Raw genomic sequence first — 15,077 nt, 5'->3', positions numbered from 1 at the left:
CAACGTTTTTCACGTTTTCCGCCGCGTTGTCCCCATTGGATTAAATGAGATGATGACGATCCAGCCACTTCATGGCGAGCGCTCCGAGCGGAATGCGCAGCCAGTAGGTGACGAGGCGGTAGACGAGTGTGGCGCTGAGTGCGACGGCGGACGGCACTCCCGTCGCGGAGAACGCCGCCATCAGCGCCGCCTCCACGGCGCCGAGGCCTCCGGGGGTTGGGATCGCCGAGCCGAGCGTGTTGGCAAGGAGGAACACGAAGGTGGTTTCAAACACATTGGAGCGCCACCCGAACGCCATGAGCGCCGCCCAGAACGCCAATCCGAAGGAGAACGTCTGGATGAGCGCCCCCAAAGCGCCCGCCAGCAGTTGTCGGGGGCGTGTCATCAGAGTGGCGAGCTGCCGGGCGTAGGTGACAATCACCGGAACCAGTCTGGCGCGTATCAGGCGGCGGATCGGGGGAATGGCCATCGTGACGCCTGCCGCCATGACGACGGTGGAAATAACCATAATCAGCGTATTGGTGGGAATCACGCCCGAGAAGGTGTTGCTGCCGGTGAACAGACCGATGAGGACAATCAGCAGGAATGTGGCGAGGAACTGGAGCACCAGCACCGCGCTCATGATGGCGGTGGCCATGGAATTGGTGTAGCCGCTGCGCCGCAGGAACTGGAGGTTGACGAAGGCGGGGCCCACGCCGGCCGGCATGGACACGGCCGTGAAGCTGGAAGCCGCCTGTGACATGACAAGGCCCATGTAATTGCGCTTGTTCCGGTCGATGAATGATCCAAGCGTGATGCCGGATCCCATCCAAGTCATGATTCCGAAGGCGAAGCTCAGCGCGGCCATGCGCAGATTCGCGCCCCGCACCGCCTCAATCACCTGTTCCATGTTCAGCTGTGTGACGATCACCAGCAGTGCCACCACGAGCAGGGCGATGGCGACGAATGAGCGCAGCGAAAAGCGCGTCAGCGTCACCTGTGGCATGGATGCGGTGGCTTCCTCATCCACAAGGGCGCGCAGCTCGTCGCGCAGTTCATTGAGCACGCCGTTGGTGAACAGCGGATTGGTGCGCGTGGCCGAGGGGATGGCGACCCGTTGGACAAACGGCACCAGCTTGGCGAGCTCGTCGTCGCTCCATACCGTTCGGGCGGCCGCGATGGTGCGTCGCACGTCGCTGAGGGACGCCAGCACCGTCAGCAGTTGGATGCGGTCAATGGCGATGTTCGCCTGTGAACTCGCGGCGTCGCCGGTCTGCCATCCGGCGATAACCGGCCGGCCGTCGCCGTCGAATGCCAGGGTTTTCGGCGTGATGGCATGATGCGCGAGCCCGCGACGCTGTGCTGCGTCCATGTATCTGACGTATCCGGCGAGATCGGCGTCGTCGGGCGTGGCATCGCCCAGAGGCCTCAGTGCGGTTGCCGCGTCCAATACCAGCATCGCCGACTCTCCCTGCTCGGCAACCGCGTAGGGGCGCATGGCCGGCAGGCCCGTATTGCGCAATGCGAGCAGCATGGCCTGATGATGGCGGACGGAATCGGCAACCGAGCGGTCCCGCCGCACCGAGATTCCGGAGAATTTGATCCATTGCCACAATTGCGCGAGATAACCCGAGGCATATGCCTGCGCATCCAGAACGGAGACGATGTACGTGCGCCCGTCGTGATCCTCGACGTCGTACAGGCGGGAGGCCTGCGTAAGGTCATCGGCCAGATCGGCGGCGGGCGTGTTCGGATCGTCGTCTGAGGATTCGCGGCGGGTCAGGGTGCGCACGTCGAGTCCGACGGTGGTGAGTGCGTCCACCACCGCGGAGCCCCAAGCGCCTTTGTTCTGGACGCCTATGGCGAGTTTGGCCACAAGGCCTACGATGCGCCCGGTCGCAAGCGACACCAGCACGCCGCCAAGGGAGTTCGTGGAGAAGGCCACCAATATGATGGCGACGGCGAACAGCAGGTTCCATCCCCATCGGACGGTGGAACGGAGTTTTTTCGGCCCCGCGGCGGTAAGGAACGCCGCGGCGGCCGCGTACATGTCTGGCAACAGGCCGCCGCGGCCGGCGCTGGTGACAGACCAAAGGGCCGATATGAGCGCCTGGGACCCCCATGCGCTCAGCGCCGCGGACAGTATCCATACCGCCTCGTAGCCGACGATCAGCGCCAGTAGCGAGCTGATCACCTGGAGCCATTCTCGGTTGAGGATGATTTGGATGATCACCGAGCACAGAATAACCAGCGTGGCCGTTTGCGTGATCAGCAGCGAGGGGACGTCGCCCAGCCATGCGACCAGGCTGGAAACCTGATGCACGTCGTGTTCCACGCCGCTTGACAGGCCTCTCATGTATACCGAGGCGATCAGCACTACGGCGATGAGCAGTGCGGACATCACGATCCGTATCGCGTCAAAGGAGTCTCTGACGCGTCGTGGCGGCGTGTCAGAGACCGCTGCGGGAATATCTGCCATGGGGCGTTGTGGCTGATGTCAGCGGTCGAAGTCGACGAGCTTGGAGGCCAAGCCGGTGTAGGTGGCCGGGGTGAGCGCCTTGAGCCTGGCGGCGGTTTCGTCGTCAAAGCTTTGCTGGTCGATGAATTGCTCGACGGCTTCCTTGCTGATCTCGTGACCGCGCATCAGCTCCTTGACTTTTTCATACGGCTTGTCCATGCCGGGCAGTCCCCTGAGCTCGCAGGCGCGCATGGCGGTTTGGATGGGCTCGCCGAGCACCTCCCAGTTGGTATCGAGCTCGTGGTCGATGGCCAGCTTGCTGGGATGGATGGAGTTGAGGCCGCCGGCGAGGTTGGTCAATGCGAGCAGGCTGTATCCAAGGGCGGAGCCGATGTTGCGCTGCGTGGTCGAATCGGTCAGGTCGCGTTGCCAGCGCGATTCCACCAGGGTGGCGGACAGCGTGTCGAGCAGCGAGCAGCTGAGCTCGAAGTTCGCTTCGGCGTTCTCGAACCGAATCGGATTGACCTTGTGCGGCATGGTGGACGAGCCGGTGGCACCCTTGACCGGCACCTGGGCGAATACGCCGCGTGAGATGTACATCCACACGTCCACGCACAGGTTGTGCATGATGCGGTTGGCGTGGCTGATGGTGGAGTACAGCTCGGCCTGCCAGTCGTGGCTTTCGATCTGAGTGGTCAGCGGGTTCCATGTCAGGCCCATGCGGTTGGTGACGAATTCGCGCGACACCGCGATCCAGTCGACATCGGGGCAGGCGGCCAGATGCGCGCCGAAGGTGCCGGTGGCGCCGTTGATCTTGCCAAGGTACTCCTGGTCGTTGATGTGCCTGAGCTGGCGGTTGAGGCGGTAGACGTAGACGGCGAGCTCCTTGCCGAGTGTGGTCGGCGTGGCGGGCTGGCCGTGGGTCAGCGACAGCAGCGGCATGTCCCGGTACTCGTCGGCCTTGGCCGCCAGATGGTCGACGATGCCCCTGAATGCGGGCGTCCACACCTGCTCCATCGCGTTCTTGACGCAGCGGGCAATCGAAAGGTTGTTGATGTCCTCCGAGGTGCAGGCGAAATGCACCAGGGTTTTGAGCGCGTCGTTGATGTTGGCGAGCTCCGCCGGCGCCTTGTCGATCTGATCGTCGATGTAGTATTCGACGGCCTTCACATCATGATGGGTGACGGCTTCGTGGGCGGCATGGGCGGCGATGCCCTCGGCGCCGAAATCTTCGGGGATGGCGCGCAGGAAGGCCTGCTCGGCGGGGGAGAAGGGCTTGACGCCTTCGATGATGGGCCGGTTGCCGTTGCCTTCGAATCCGTTGGCCAGCAGGATCATCCATTCGACCTCGACACGCATGCGCTCGCGGTTCAGCGCCGGCTCGCTGAGGTATTCAACGAGGGGGGCCGTTGCCTTGTGATAGCGGCCGTCAAGTGGAGTCAGAGCAATTGCGGGGGTAATATCGGTGAGCTTCATGGACTTAAGACTACTTCCTGCCGTGAACCGGCGGGTCGATTGGGGGGAGGGGTTGTCGGCGCCGTCGCGCTCAGCGGCGGGTCGAGGGGCCGGGTGAGTCGACTGACGCGGCATGCGGCTTGACTGCCGTGCCGGTGGCCTCCGGCGCGATGGTGGTTCCGCGAGCCATACGGCCGCGGTAGTAGGAGGTTTCCTTGAGTTCGCCGGCCACCAATGAGCTGAAATGCCGTTCGTGGCGTTCAAGGCTGCTTGAGCCCAGCGAGGATGCGTTGCGCCATGCGGCTGTGAGATAGTTCATGCCGTGGCTGAGCTCTTTGGCGCCATGCGCGCCGGTGACGGTGGTCGATGTGAAGGGCTTGGCCGGACTGGCCGCTCCGGCGGTCACGGTTCCCCGGACGGTGAGCCATGTGTCACGACGGGGGTTTCTCGCCCCGTCGAGATTCGAGACCAGTTCGTCCGCGTTTTCCACGCTGGTCACCCATGTGCGCTGCGGTATGGGGTGGTTGGCCACCGGCGAGCCGCATGTCACCACATGGCTGAAGTTGTAGTCGTCTTTGAGGTCGGATGCCAATGTCGCCGCCACGATGCCTCCCTGTGAATGCCCGATGAGCGCGACCGGCTCGTTGGCGCCGATCCCGGCCTGCCTCATGGCGTCGGCCACCATGCGGGCGCTGTCCGCATTCATGCGCTGGGTCGGATCGTCGCTCATAAGCTCCACGTTCTGCGGCCAGCCGAACGGGGAATCCGGTTTGCCGTCGGTGCCGGGAATCGTGACCAGCCAGCTGGTGGAGCCGTCATCGCGCTCGAAACGCTGGATGGCCACGGTCCCGTAATCGAGCCCTGTGCCGCCTTCGCCCTTGCCGAGGCGCTCCTTGCCGAGCCGTTCCAGATTGGCCATGGCCTGTTCGATGGTGCGCGGCGCGTCGAGAAAGGCGCGCCTGGGTTCAATCCGGTCGACGTCGAGCACATTGCCCTGGAATTGGTTGTAGACTTCGGCGCTGACCTTGGCCACCGTGCCGGCCCCCATGTTGAGCTCGTTCGTCGAGGCCGGGCCGAGCAGCGGAGCCGTTCTCCCCTTGCCTCCGACTATGGCGCCGAGGCCGCTCATAAGCCCCTCCTGCATCCATGCCGTGGAGGTGAGCGCATGGATCGGGTTGACCCGTCCCTCCGCAACGCTGCCCGTCACCGCGGCTCCGGCGGCGATCAGCCCGGCAATGCCGAACGTCTGCGCCGGAAACGCCGAGCAGCTCAATTGGATGAGCTCGGTGACGATGCGGCTTGCCGTCGCGTCGGCTTCGGAATACAGGGAATGCGCACGCGTCAGAAGGTCACCGGTCGTTCGGAACCGGTCGGCGAGACGCTCGAATTGCTGGGCGCGGTTGAGTGCGGCGAGCTCAAGATTCGGATATGCCACACGCTCATGCCCCGGTTCCATAACCCCTCGAGCTGAGGGGCACCAGGGCAGGCACCTCGAGTGGTGGTCGATTTCGGCGTGCCCATTGCGCCAGGCCGCGGCGGTTGACTCGAGATCCTGCGCGGCGCGCTCAAGCGTCAGCGCGAAATGCTGAAACGAATCAAGCTCCGCGGAGGACCGCGCCGGTCCGCCGTGGATCGTTGAGGAAACCTGCCATTCCATGGTTCATCTCCAAGCCAGCTGGCGCGGCGTGCCGAGGTTGTCTCGCAGCAGTCCCGCCTCGCTGAAGGCGACATCGAGCGTGGTGCGGTAGTATGCCGCGGCCGCACCGTCCCAGATCACGGTTTTGGCGTGGCTTGCCGCGGTCTGCGAATGGTCGAGCGCGTCTTCGCTGCGGCGTATCAGGCGCTCGACGAGCTCGCGCGTGGTCAACGCCATCGAATGGCAGCGGCAGTGGGAGGCGTCAAGAGTCATGTTCATGCTCCCATCGCATCATGGGCGGATGCGTGGGGCCAATCGGGGCGCGAATGTGGTCGAATGTGGATGAACGCCGGCATACCGCCGATCGTCACCAGGGTTTGACGCTGGATTGTTCGCTGGGGGCGGACGGGGTGCCGGTGCTGGAGGCGGTGGGAGAGGAGGTTGCGGCCAGGCGGCGGTTCTGCTCGATCAGGTCCTGGACTTTTTGACGCTGTTCGTCGCTGAGTTCGGGGTTTGTCTGCTGGTTCTGCTGATCCGTCTGATCGGAGGACTGGTCCTGCTGCTGTCCGCCGCCGGAGCTGCCGTCGCGCTGCTGGTTCAGGGCGGCGTCGACTATGGCGCTGAGTCGGCGAGACGCGTCCGCATTCGTCGAAATGGCCGAGGACAGCGAGGCGGGCACAAGGCGCGTCATCCGCTCGATGCCGCGAAACTGGTCGTCGACCTGCTGTTGCGAGGCTCTGAGCTGGCTCAAATCGACGTCGTCGCCGGCGGCTGTGGCGAGATTCGCGTTCAGCGCATCGGTCGCGGTGTCGTACTGCGCCGATGTGATCGCCGTCATGGCGGACCAAGCGGCCGCAAGCAGTGCGGCGGTGGCGATGGCGGCGATCGCTATGCGCGTGGCCAGCGAGGCGCGTGGAGGCCGCTTGTCGTCGCCGGAGGCCTTCACGGCGGGGTCAAGCGCGCCGACTGACGGTTCGTGCGCGGCTGAAGGGCTCATAGCAGCCTCCTTGACGTGGTGATCCAGGCGCCCGCCTCCCAGGCCAGCAAGACGGTCAACGCAATCGTGAACGGCCAGATCAGCGGGGTCACGCGGGTGCGCTCCTTGGCGGTGGTCGTCAGCCGATATGCTGTGGAGGTTTTGGAGGATGCGCCGGATTTGAGCGTATGGGAACTGTCGGCGTGCTCGTAGGTGCCCGACAGTTCATCGGCGATGGCGGTCAGGTTTCCCTCGTCCATTTTCGAAATGGCCGGTTGACCGGTGGACGGGTCGGTGACCCAATCATTGGTTGACTGCGCGCCGGCGGGGGCGTCGGAGGAGCGGGGCACCTGCCCGCCCTCGACGGATCCGACGCCGATCACGAATGCGTCGTCGAGATAGTTGCGCAACGACGAATAGGTGCGGCGCGTCTGACTGCTGGTCTGTTCGCCGTCCGTAATGAGATACAGGAGGATCGAGTCGTCCGGATGCCGCTCGCGTGCGGCCTTGAGACTGAGCAGCAGACGGTCTATCGGCGCGTCCAGATTCGATCCCGCCGACGAACCGGTCGGTTCCGTGCGCAGCGTGTCCGCCCAGTTGGACAGGGCCTGTGCGTCGGGTGTGAGCGGGACGTCAAGGTTTCCGGTGGCGCCGAAACTCACGGCGGCGAAACTCGCGTCGGGGTAGAGCGCGGTGACGTCATGCACCGCGGCGCGTGCGGCGTCCAGTCGGCTGATCTGCTGATCCGATCCATAGGTGGCGTCCTGAACGGCCATCGATCCGGTGACGTCGACGGCGACGAACACGTCGGTGGCGTTCACCGCATGGCTGGTGGTGGTGGTGGCCGTGCCCGGAGTCATCACCATGATGGCCAGCACCAGGGCTATCAGCACACGGCGCGCGCAATCGACGACCGTGGCGTCCATGGTGCGGCGATGCCTGACGAACCACACCGCATATGCCACGGCCATTGCCGTCAGCAGGAAGGCGAGGACCGGACCCGCGACCCATCCAAGAGCGGGGGAGAAGGTGAAGTCGTTCAACGCCTCAACCTCCCGGCCATGATGAGGTATCCGGCGAACGCCAGAGCCAGGATCAGCGTCGGCCACGTCGCGATGTCGACCAGGCTGGACCGCTTGCCCCGCTGGGTTTGTTCGGTGCGGCGGCTTTCGATTCGCCGAACCAGGTCGCCGACCGATTCGTGCGTGCGCTGGGCGACGAACATGCCGCCATGCGATTCGATCAGCGACTGCATTTCGGTGCTCGCCTCGTCTCCTATGCTTTGCGTGGGTCCCGCGTACAGGCCGTCGACGCTGATATTCGCGCTGCCGGCCACGTCGAGCGCCTGTTCGAGGGAATAGGTGGGCGTGCCGGACACCACGTTGTCGGTGGCCAGCACGATGGATGCGCTGCGGTTTGTGGATTGGGCCGCCGAATCGCCGTCCGCGGCCGCCAATCCGGGCAGCATCGCCGCGCAGTTGACCAGCCCGTCGCCGATCAGCGACGTGGCCTGCTTGCGGTTCTGCGTGCCGGAGAGCCAGTCGGAGACCTTCTGATAGTCGGCGTCGCTCATATTGTTGATGTCGTCCTGCGTCTGCACTCCCTTGAGCAGGTCGTTCGCCTGATTGAGCTGATCCGTGACCAGATCGTAATCGTCGGTGAGCGGGAACACCGTGCGAGACGTGGAGTTGAAAATGCTCAGCCCGATGCGTTCGCCCTGGAAATTGCGCACCAGATCAAGATATGTGGCGATCACTTCGCGGTCATACGGCAATGCGGAGCCGGATACGTCCAGACACAGCACGATGTCGCGCGTCTCGCTGTGCTCGGTCTGCGCGTCCACGGTCGACGGGCGGCCCATCAGCAGCGTGGTCAGCGCGAGCAGCGCCGCCAGCAGGATGGCGGCCAGACGCGTCAGGGTGCGCCATTGTCTCAGCAGGCGCGACGCCTCCTCGCCGGCGAAATCGTCGTCCATGCTCCACACCTCAACGCTGGTGCCGTCGTGGCCGGACCGGTCGCGACTGGCATGCCGGTCCCTCCACGCCGAGCACAGCAGCGTCAGCGCGACGATGGCCGCGATGCCCGCGACCGCCGCGGCGATCGCCCACGGCCACTGCCATTGGATCATGGTCATGGACGCCACCTTTCCACCAGATTCGACACCCATTCGGCTGCCTGCCGGACCGTGGTGTCCTTGGCCTGGCGGTTTGACGCGGTGCTGGCGAATTCCGGCGGGTACAGCGCCGCAATGGTTTGACGCAGCAGATCCACTCCCTCCCGATTGGCGGATGGGCGGGGCATGGCGTTGAAATCGGCGAGGGTGTGGGCGGCCATGTCATGCCCGGATGTGGCCGAAGCGTAGGCGCGGGCGATCTCGGCCAGCGCGTTGAACGCGTCGACCCGGCTCAGTTCCCCCGCTTCGTTGCGTCGCACCACATCCTGAATGCGCTGATGCCACCGCAGGCGTTCGTTCTGGCTGGAATGGGCGCCCGTCGTCCGCGGCTGCGCGCGCCGTGGCCTCGACAGCACCACGGCCGATGCGATCGCGACGACGGCGATTGCGGCGAAAACGGCGCACAGCGTCACGTACCGCGTGGGGAATCCGAAGGCGCCTGCGGTCCGCAGCGAGGAAACGTCAAGCGCAACGGATTGTGAGACAAGTCTCATTGGCGAATACGTCATCGGGCATCACCGACCATCGTCAGCGCGGGGGCGGCCCGAAGCCGATTGCGCGTGGAACGGGACAGCGTGGTGGATACCAGCGCGACGAAGGCGTCGAACATGCCTTCGCTGGAGTCGGAGCGGATCATCGTGGACCCGCAGTGCGCCAGTTCCCGCTGCAGTGCGGCGGCAAGGTATTCGCGATGGGTGGCGACCTCGTCGGCCGCCTTGGAACGCGCCATGAACGCCGGCACCCCGCGCCGTCCCGGCGCGTCGATGACGGATGCGCCGGTGGCTTTGAGCGCGAAGGGATTGGCCACGGACACGTCCACCACCACCAGCGGATGCATCTGCGCCAGAAGCCGGATCGCCTGTACGTGCGATTCCCGTAGCGCGGTTTCGTCCGTGGCGAGCACCAGAAGCGCGGAGCGGTCTCTGATGCGCTGCGCATAGTCCAGCAGCGCATCGATGTTGCGAGGCTGGTCCCAGCGTCGCTCCAATGCCTGGTCCAAGGTATGCTCGAATCGCGCGAACCCGCCGTTGAAGGGTATGCGGGTGATCGAGGCGGCGTCGGCCAGTATCAGGGAGATGTCGTCCGAGCGGCGAAGCGAAAGGGTCGCGAACATACGCAGCGCGTTCGCCGCCACCTGCCAAGCCCGTTCGCCGTTGGTGCAGCTCCCGGTCATTTCGCGGCCGACGTCCATCAGCATCCACACGCATGATGTGGCGGGCCGTTCCTTGTCGATCACCATCGGCCTGCCGTTTCTCGCGCTGGTGCGCCAGTCGATCAGGCGAGCCTCGTCGCCCGGCTGCCACAGACGGATGTCCATGAACTCGTCCCCTCCGCCGCGCCGACGCGAGGCGTGCTCACCTTCCAGCACGCCAAGCGCGCGCGAGACGGTCGGCAGGGAGAGCTTGTGCCCCAGCGCCTCGATCTTTCGCCGGATCGGATCGTCGGTATGAGAACTGGTGAGTGAGTTGGGAATCATGGGACGGGTACGGTTGCGACGACGTTATCGATGATCTGATCGGACGTGACGCCGTCCGCCAGCGCTTCGAAGGTGAGCAGGATGCGGTGCCTGAGCACCTCATGCACGTATTGCTTGACATCCTCGGGGATTACGTAGTCGCGTCCGGCGAGCAGCGCGTTTGCCTGACCGATGCGGACCAGGGCGATGGACGCACGCGGCGAGGCGCCCAGCCTCACCAGCGACGACAGGCCCTGCATCGGATGCGAGCCCGCGCCCCGAGTGGTGGCGACCAGATCCACCGCGTATTTCATAATCGCGTCCGATACGTGAACGCGTTTGGCGCAGGCGCGCAGAAACTCCACGTCGTGCGTGGAGATGCGTTCGGCCGTCAGCGACGCGAGATCGGGCGTGTCCGAACCGCGTTGGGTGAGCATGGCGAGCATCCGGGCCTCCTCGTCGGCCGACGGATACGTCATCACCGCCTTCATGGCGAAGCGGTCCATCTGCGCTTCCGGCAGGTTGTATGTGCCTTCCTCCTCGATGGGATTCTGCGTGGCGATCACCATAAACGGCTTCGGCAGCGCGATGCGCTCGCCCCCGATCGTCGTGGCGCCTTCGGCCATGGCCTCCAGCATCGCCGACTGGGTTTTGGCGTTCGAGCGGTTGATCTCGTCCAGCAGCACGAAGTTGGCGTGGATCGGTCCGATCTGCGTGGAGAACTTCTGCGAGGCGAAGTTGAACACCTGGGTGCCGACCAGATCGGACGGCATCAGATCCGGTGTGCACTGCACGCGTTTGAAGGTGCCGGACACCGACGTGGCCAGCGTCTGCGCGGCGGTGGTTTTCGCCAGGCCGGGGACCGATTCGATGAGGATGTGCCCTCCGGCCACCATGGTGACGATCAGGGATTCGCGAAGATTGTCCTGACCTATCAGGGTGTGGGCGAATCGCGAGCGGATCCGGTCGGCCAGTTGCCGGGCTCTCGCCACATCGTCTCCGGTGAGGCTGTCCGGCGCCGCGGAGGCCGGAGCGGAGGCCGGGGTCGGAGATGGTGCCGGTGCGCCGGGTGTCGGCGGGAGCGGCGTGAAGCGTGGTTGGTTCGTGAATAGGGCCATGCCCCCACCATACCGCAGGTTCGTGGACTCGCCTTGGATCGCGGGCGTTCGGAGCAGGTCGGGACAGGGCGGCGACCGTGGCTGGAGCGGCCTGGCGAGAGGGCTTCGCCGTCAGGGTAATTGCCAGTTCACGGGGCTGGCGCCCATGGCGGCCAGCGCCTCGTTGGCGCGTGAGAACGGGTGGGATCCGAAGAAGCCGTATCGGGCCGACAGCGGGCTGGGGTGCGGCGACTCGATGATGGCGGCATTGGTGAGCAGCGGTTTGAGGCTGCGGGCCTTCGCCCCCCACAGAATCGCCACCAGGGGCTTCGGCTGTCCGGTGGCTGGGTCGACGCGGGCGTTGAGCTGGCGAATGGCCTCCTCGGTGATGGCCTCCCACCCCTTGCCCTGATGGCTGTTGGGGTGGCCCACGCCGACGGTGAGGCACCTGTTGAGCAGCATCACGCCGCGTTCGGTCCACGGCGTCAGGTCGCCGTTGGACGGCATGGGGACGTGAAGGTCGTCGACCAGCTCGGTGTAGATGTTCACGAGGCTGCGCGGCAGGGGGCGCACGTCCGGCGCCACGCAGAAACTCAGCCCCACGGGATGGCCGGGTGTGGGATAGGGGTCCTGCCCGACGATCAGCACTTTGATGGAATCGAAGGGAATGGTGAACGCTCTCAGGATATTGTGGCTTGCCGGCAGATAGGGGCGACCCTCTTTGATTTCATTGCGCAGAAAATCGCCCATGCGGTGAATATTGGGTTCGACGTCGGCCAGTGCCGCCGCCCAGCCGGGATCGACGAGCTCGCTCAAGGGTTTGATCATGAAAACCACTGTAATTCATGAATCCATGTGGCTCCCACACGACTTCACATGCCGGAGGAGTCGGTTCGCGATGGGGACGGCTAGACTGTCATGTAGTCATATACGAGAAGGAGACTTCATGGACAGCCAGAGCTATACGCCTGATGAGTTCGACAATCCGCCAGCGGGGCCCGTGGGGGTGCACCGCGGTCCGAAGTCGTTGTGGTCGCGCATGGTGCCGTATGCGGTCGTGGTGCTGGTGGCCGCCGTGTGCGGTCTGGTGGTATGGACGCTGACCTCGGGTTTCCTGGAGGACGGCAGGATGCCCTGGCAGGCTGATTCGTCGGCTGTGGCCTCCGCCACGTCCACGTCCGCCGGATCCCCGGCCGCGGTCGCTTCGCAGTCCTCGTCGTCCACCGCATCCGCGGCGTCCTCGGGCGTCGGCGCGGGCGCGACGGCCGGTTCTGCTTCGGCGTCCCCCAGTGCCTCGGCGTCCAGTGCCTCCGCGTCGCCCAGCGCTTCGGCGTCGTCGAGCTCCGTCGTCAACAAGTCTGCGAAGATCACCGTTATCAACGGGACGTCCCAGAACGGATATGCGGCGAAGAAGGTGACGACGCTGGCCAATGCCGGCTATGCCAACGCCTCGGCGTCGAATCCGCAGAATCGCAGCACATTGCCCGACGCGTCCACCGTGTGGTATCAGAACGAGGCCGACAAGGCCACGGCCCAGGACGTGGCCAGCCGACTGGGCATCGGCAATGTGGCCCAGTCGGGCGGCATCGGCACGCCGATCGTCGTGGTGCTGATGAAGTGACGTCCGCAGGCGTAAAGCATGCGGGGAAAACGACGCCGGCGATTTATTCGTCGGCGTTTCTTTGTTGCGCTTATTTACAATAGGGGGCGCCGATGCGGAGCGGGAGGTAGTTGGAACCCGCGGTCCCGGTGAATGTCTTCATGGTTATTAGGAGTGACGTATGGCACAGGGCACTGTGAAATTTTTCAGCGCTGGCAAGGGGTATGGATTCATCAACCCGGATGATGGCGGCGATGACGTGTTTGTCCATTTTTCCGTGATTCAGGCCGAGGGATTCCGCACCCTTAACGAGGGGGACAGGGTGGAGTATGAAGCCGAGAAGACCCCGAAGGGCATGCAGGCGACAAAAGCGGTGAAAATCGGCTGAACCGCGCCGTATCCAGTCTTTTTCGACAATCGTCGCCCGGGTGGTTCCGTATGCGTGGGGTCCGATTGCGGACTCTGCCCAAAGCGCAAACGCCCGGGCGGTGTTGGCACTCGGCGCGTCGGAGTGCTAATGTCCGAGTTAGCACTCGAGAGGTGAGAGTGATAACGCCCGGCAGCTGACGGCCGTGCGGCGTCGCCTCGGCCCCACGAAGTGGAAACCTTAACTCAAGCCATGTTGGAGGAACACAAAATGGCAAAGATCATTGCGTACGACGAGGAAGCTCGTCAGGGAATGCTCGCGGGCCTCGACAAGCTCGCCAACACCGTCAAGGTCACGCTGGGTCCCAAGGGTCGCAACGTGGTGCTGGACAAGACCTATGGCGCTCCCACCATCACCAATGATGGTGTTTCCATCGCCAAGGAGATCGATCTCGAGGATCCGTACGAGCGCATCGGCGCCGAGCTGGTCAAGGAAGTCGCCAAGAAGACCGACGACGTCGCCGGCGACGGCACCACCACCGCCACCGTGCTGGCCCAGTCTCTGGTTCACGAGGGTCTGAAGAACGTGGTTGCCGGCTCCAACCCGATCGCCCTGCGCCGTGGCATTGAGAAGGCCGCCGACGCGATCGTCAAGGAGCTCGTCGCGGCCGCCAAGGACGTCGAGACCAAGGATCAGATCGCCGCGACCGCCACGATCTCCGCAGCCGATCCCGAGGTTGGCGAGAAGATCGCAGAGGCTCTGGACAAGGTCGGCCAGGACGGCGTCGTGACCGTTGAGGACAACAACCGCTTCGGCCTGGACCTCGATTTCACCGAGGGCATGCGTTTCGACAAGGGCTACATCGCCCCGTACTTCGTCACCAACGCCGACGACCAGACCGCCGTGCTCGAGGATCCTTACATCCTTCTGACCTCCGGCAAGGTTTCCAGCCAGCAGGATGTGGTGCACATCGCCGAGCTCGTCATGAAGACCGGCAAGCCGCTGCTGATCATCGCCGAGGATGTTGACGGCGAGGCCCTGCCGACCCTGATCCTCAACAACATCCGTGGCACCTTCAAGTCCTGCGCCGTCAAGGCTCCCGGCTTCGGCGACCGCCGCAAGGCCATGCTGCAGGATATGGCCATCCTCACCGGCGCCCAGGTGGTGTCCGACGAGCTGGGCCTCAAGCTCGACTCCGTCGACGTGTCCGTGCTCGGCCACGCCAAGAAGGTCATCGTCTCCAAGGACGAGACCACCATCGTGCAGGGCGCCGGCTCCAAGGAGGACATCGACGCCCGCGTGGCCCAGATCCGTTCCGAAATCGAGAACACCGATTCCGACTACGATCGTGAGAAGCTGCAGGAGCGTCTGGCCAAGCTGGCCGGTGGCGTCGCCGTCATCAAGGTTGGTGCCGCCACCGAGGTGGAGGCCAAGGAGCGCAAGCACCGCATCGAGGACGCCGTGCGCAACGCCAAGGCCGCCATTGAGGAGGGTCTGCTGCCGGGCGGTGGCGTCGCCCTCGTGCAGGCCGCCAAGAAGGCCGAGAGCGATGAGGCCGTTACCTCGCTGACCGGAGAGGAGGCCACCGGCGCCGCCATCGTGTTCCGCGCCGTCGAGGCCCCGATCAAGCAGATCGCCGAGAACTCCGGCGTGTCCGGCGATGTGGTCTTCAACAAGGTCCGCGAGCTGCCGGATGGCCAGGGCTTCAACGCCGCCACCAACGAATACGAGGATTTGCTGGCCGCCGGCGTCACCGACCCGGTGAAGGTGACTCGTTCCGCTCTGCAGAACGCCGCCTCCATCGCCGGCCTGTTCCTGACCACCGAGGCCGTGGTGGCCAACAAGCCTGAGCCCAAGCAGGCTGCTCCGGCTCAGAACGC

General features: G+C 64.8%; 14 protein-coding genes. 3 read left to right on the top strand and 11 right to left on the bottom strand.

The window, feature by feature from the left end; all coding sequences use genetic code 11:
* Window positions 1–40 precede the first annotated feature (40 nt).
* The 11 genes from B2994_RS04785 to B2994_RS04735 form a co-directional block, all read right to left on the bottom strand.
* On the bottom strand, window positions 41–2,380 hold the full coding sequence (locus B2994_RS04785) for a lysylphosphatidylglycerol synthase transmembrane domain-containing protein (RefSeq protein WP_291527233.1): 2,340 nt from the start codon (window positions 2,378–2,380) through the stop codon (window positions 41–43).
* Window positions 2,381–2,476: 96 nt separating this feature from the next.
* Entirely contained in the window at window positions 2,477–3,913 is a 1,437-nt protein-coding gene (purB, locus tag B2994_RS04780; RefSeq protein WP_291527232.1) for an adenylosuccinate lyase, read from the bottom strand.
* Between the two features lie 70 nt (window positions 3,914–3,983).
* A complete protein-coding gene (locus tag B2994_RS04775) occupies window positions 3,984–5,549 on the bottom strand; it encodes an esterase/lipase family protein (RefSeq protein ID WP_291527231.1) in 1,566 nt (521 codons plus the stop codon).
* 3 nt (window positions 5,550–5,552) lie between these two features.
* A complete protein-coding gene (locus tag B2994_RS04770; protein WP_291527230.1) occupies window positions 5,553–5,807 on the bottom strand; it encodes a hypothetical protein in 255 nt (84 codons plus the stop codon).
* Between the two features lie 88 nt (window positions 5,808–5,895).
* On the bottom strand, window positions 5,896–6,525 hold the full coding sequence (locus B2994_RS04765) for a DUF6466 family protein (RefSeq protein WP_291527229.1): 630 nt from the start codon (window positions 6,523–6,525) through the stop codon (window positions 5,896–5,898).
* Window positions 6,522–7,547: a vWA domain-containing protein gene (locus B2994_RS04760; protein ID WP_291527228.1), complete on the bottom strand. Its 1,026-nt coding sequence runs from the start codon at window positions 7,545–7,547 to the stop codon at window positions 6,522–6,524. Before B2994_RS04760 ends, B2994_RS04765 begins: the two co-directional genes overlap by 4 nt.
* Window positions 7,544–8,638, bottom strand: a complete 1,095-nt coding sequence (locus B2994_RS04755; RefSeq protein WP_414630641.1) for a VWA domain-containing protein — start codon at window positions 8,636–8,638, stop codon at window positions 7,544–7,546. Before B2994_RS04755 ends, B2994_RS04760 begins: the two co-directional genes overlap by 4 nt.
* On the bottom strand, window positions 8,635–9,171 hold the full coding sequence (locus B2994_RS04750; protein ID WP_291527227.1) for a hypothetical protein: 537 nt from the start codon (window positions 9,169–9,171) through the stop codon (window positions 8,635–8,637). Before B2994_RS04750 ends, B2994_RS04755 begins: the two co-directional genes overlap by 4 nt.
* An 11-nt stretch (window positions 9,172–9,182) precedes the next feature.
* Window positions 9,183–10,154, bottom strand: coding sequence for a DUF58 domain-containing protein (locus B2994_RS04745; protein WP_291527226.1), 972 nt, complete (start codon window positions 10,152–10,154; stop codon window positions 9,183–9,185).
* Window positions 10,151–11,251, bottom strand: coding sequence for an AAA family ATPase (locus B2994_RS04740; RefSeq protein WP_291527225.1), 1,101 nt, complete (start codon window positions 11,249–11,251; stop codon window positions 10,151–10,153). The genes B2994_RS04745 and B2994_RS04740 overlap by 4 nt, the downstream gene beginning before the upstream one ends.
* Window positions 11,252–11,362: 111 nt before the next feature.
* A complete protein-coding gene (locus tag B2994_RS04735; protein ID WP_291527224.1) occupies window positions 11,363–12,058 on the bottom strand; it encodes a uracil-DNA glycosylase in 696 nt (231 codons plus the stop codon).
* A 118-nt stretch (window positions 12,059–12,176) separates the two neighbouring features.
* Between B2994_RS04735 and B2994_RS04730 the strand changes: the two genes are divergently transcribed.
* The 3 genes from B2994_RS04730 to groL all read left to right on the top strand — a co-directional run.
* Complete coding sequence (locus tag B2994_RS04730; RefSeq protein ID WP_291527223.1) at window positions 12,177–12,851, top strand: LytR C-terminal domain-containing protein; 675 nt, start codon at window positions 12,177–12,179, stop codon at window positions 12,849–12,851.
* A 160-nt stretch (window positions 12,852–13,011) separates the two neighbouring features.
* Window positions 13,012–13,218 (top strand): cold-shock protein, encoded by a 207-nt coding sequence (locus B2994_RS04725; RefSeq protein ID WP_291527222.1) that lies wholly within the window; start codon window positions 13,012–13,014, stop codon window positions 13,216–13,218.
* A gap of 249 nt (window positions 13,219–13,467) precedes the next feature.
* Window positions 13,468–15,077: chaperonin GroEL (gene groL, locus B2994_RS04720; protein ID WP_291527221.1), on the top strand; the 1,610-nt coding region annotated here is incomplete at its 3' end.

The organism is Bifidobacterium sp. UBA744 (assembly GCA_002298605.1).
Classification (GTDB): domain Bacteria; phylum Actinomycetota; class Actinomycetes; order Actinomycetales; family Bifidobacteriaceae; genus Bifidobacterium.
The sequence above is the reverse complement of the archived record's forward strand: the minus strand, read 5'-3'. Positions and strand labels throughout refer to the sequence as shown.

Excerpts from the sequence above, each read along its gene's own strand:
- B2994_RS04745 (WP_291527226.1), bottom strand. The coding sequence starts at position 10,154 with ATGATTCCCAACTCACTCACCAGTTCTCATACCGACGATCCGATCCGG.
- B2994_RS04775 (WP_291527231.1), bottom strand. The coding sequence starts at position 5,549 with ATGGAATGGCAGGTTTCCTCAACGATCCACGGCGGACCGGCGCGGTCC.
- B2994_RS04785 (WP_291527233.1), bottom strand. The coding sequence starts at position 2,380 with ATGTCCGCACTGCTCATCGCCGTAGTGCTGATCGCCTCGGTATACATG.
- B2994_RS04765 (WP_291527229.1), bottom strand. The coding sequence starts at position 6,525 with ATGAGCCCTTCAGCCGCGCACGAACCGTCAGTCGGCGCGCTTGACCCC.
- B2994_RS04735 (WP_291527224.1), bottom strand. The coding sequence starts at position 12,058 with ATGATCAAACCCTTGAGCGAGCTCGTCGATCCCGGCTGGGCGGCGGCA.
- purB (WP_291527232.1), bottom strand. The coding sequence starts at position 3,913 with ATGAAGCTCACCGATATTACCCCCGCAATTGCTCTGACTCCACTTGAC.
- B2994_RS04725 (WP_291527222.1), top strand. The coding sequence starts at position 13,012 with ATGGCACAGGGCACTGTGAAATTTTTCAGCGCTGGCAAGGGGTATGGA.
- B2994_RS04755 (WP_414630641.1), bottom strand. The coding sequence starts at position 8,638 with ATGACCATGATCCAATGGCAGTGGCCGTGGGCGATCGCCGCGGCGGTC.
- B2994_RS04740 (WP_291527225.1), bottom strand. The coding sequence starts at position 11,251 with ATGGCCCTATTCACGAACCAACCACGCTTCACGCCGCTCCCGCCGACA.
- B2994_RS04750 (WP_291527227.1), bottom strand. The coding sequence starts at position 9,171 with ATGAGACTTGTCTCACAATCCGTTGCGCTTGACGTTTCCTCGCTGCGG.
- B2994_RS04730 (WP_291527223.1), top strand. The coding sequence starts at position 12,177 with ATGGACAGCCAGAGCTATACGCCTGATGAGTTCGACAATCCGCCAGCG.
- B2994_RS04770 (WP_291527230.1), bottom strand. The coding sequence starts at position 5,807 with ATGAACATGACTCTTGACGCCTCCCACTGCCGCTGCCATTCGATGGCG.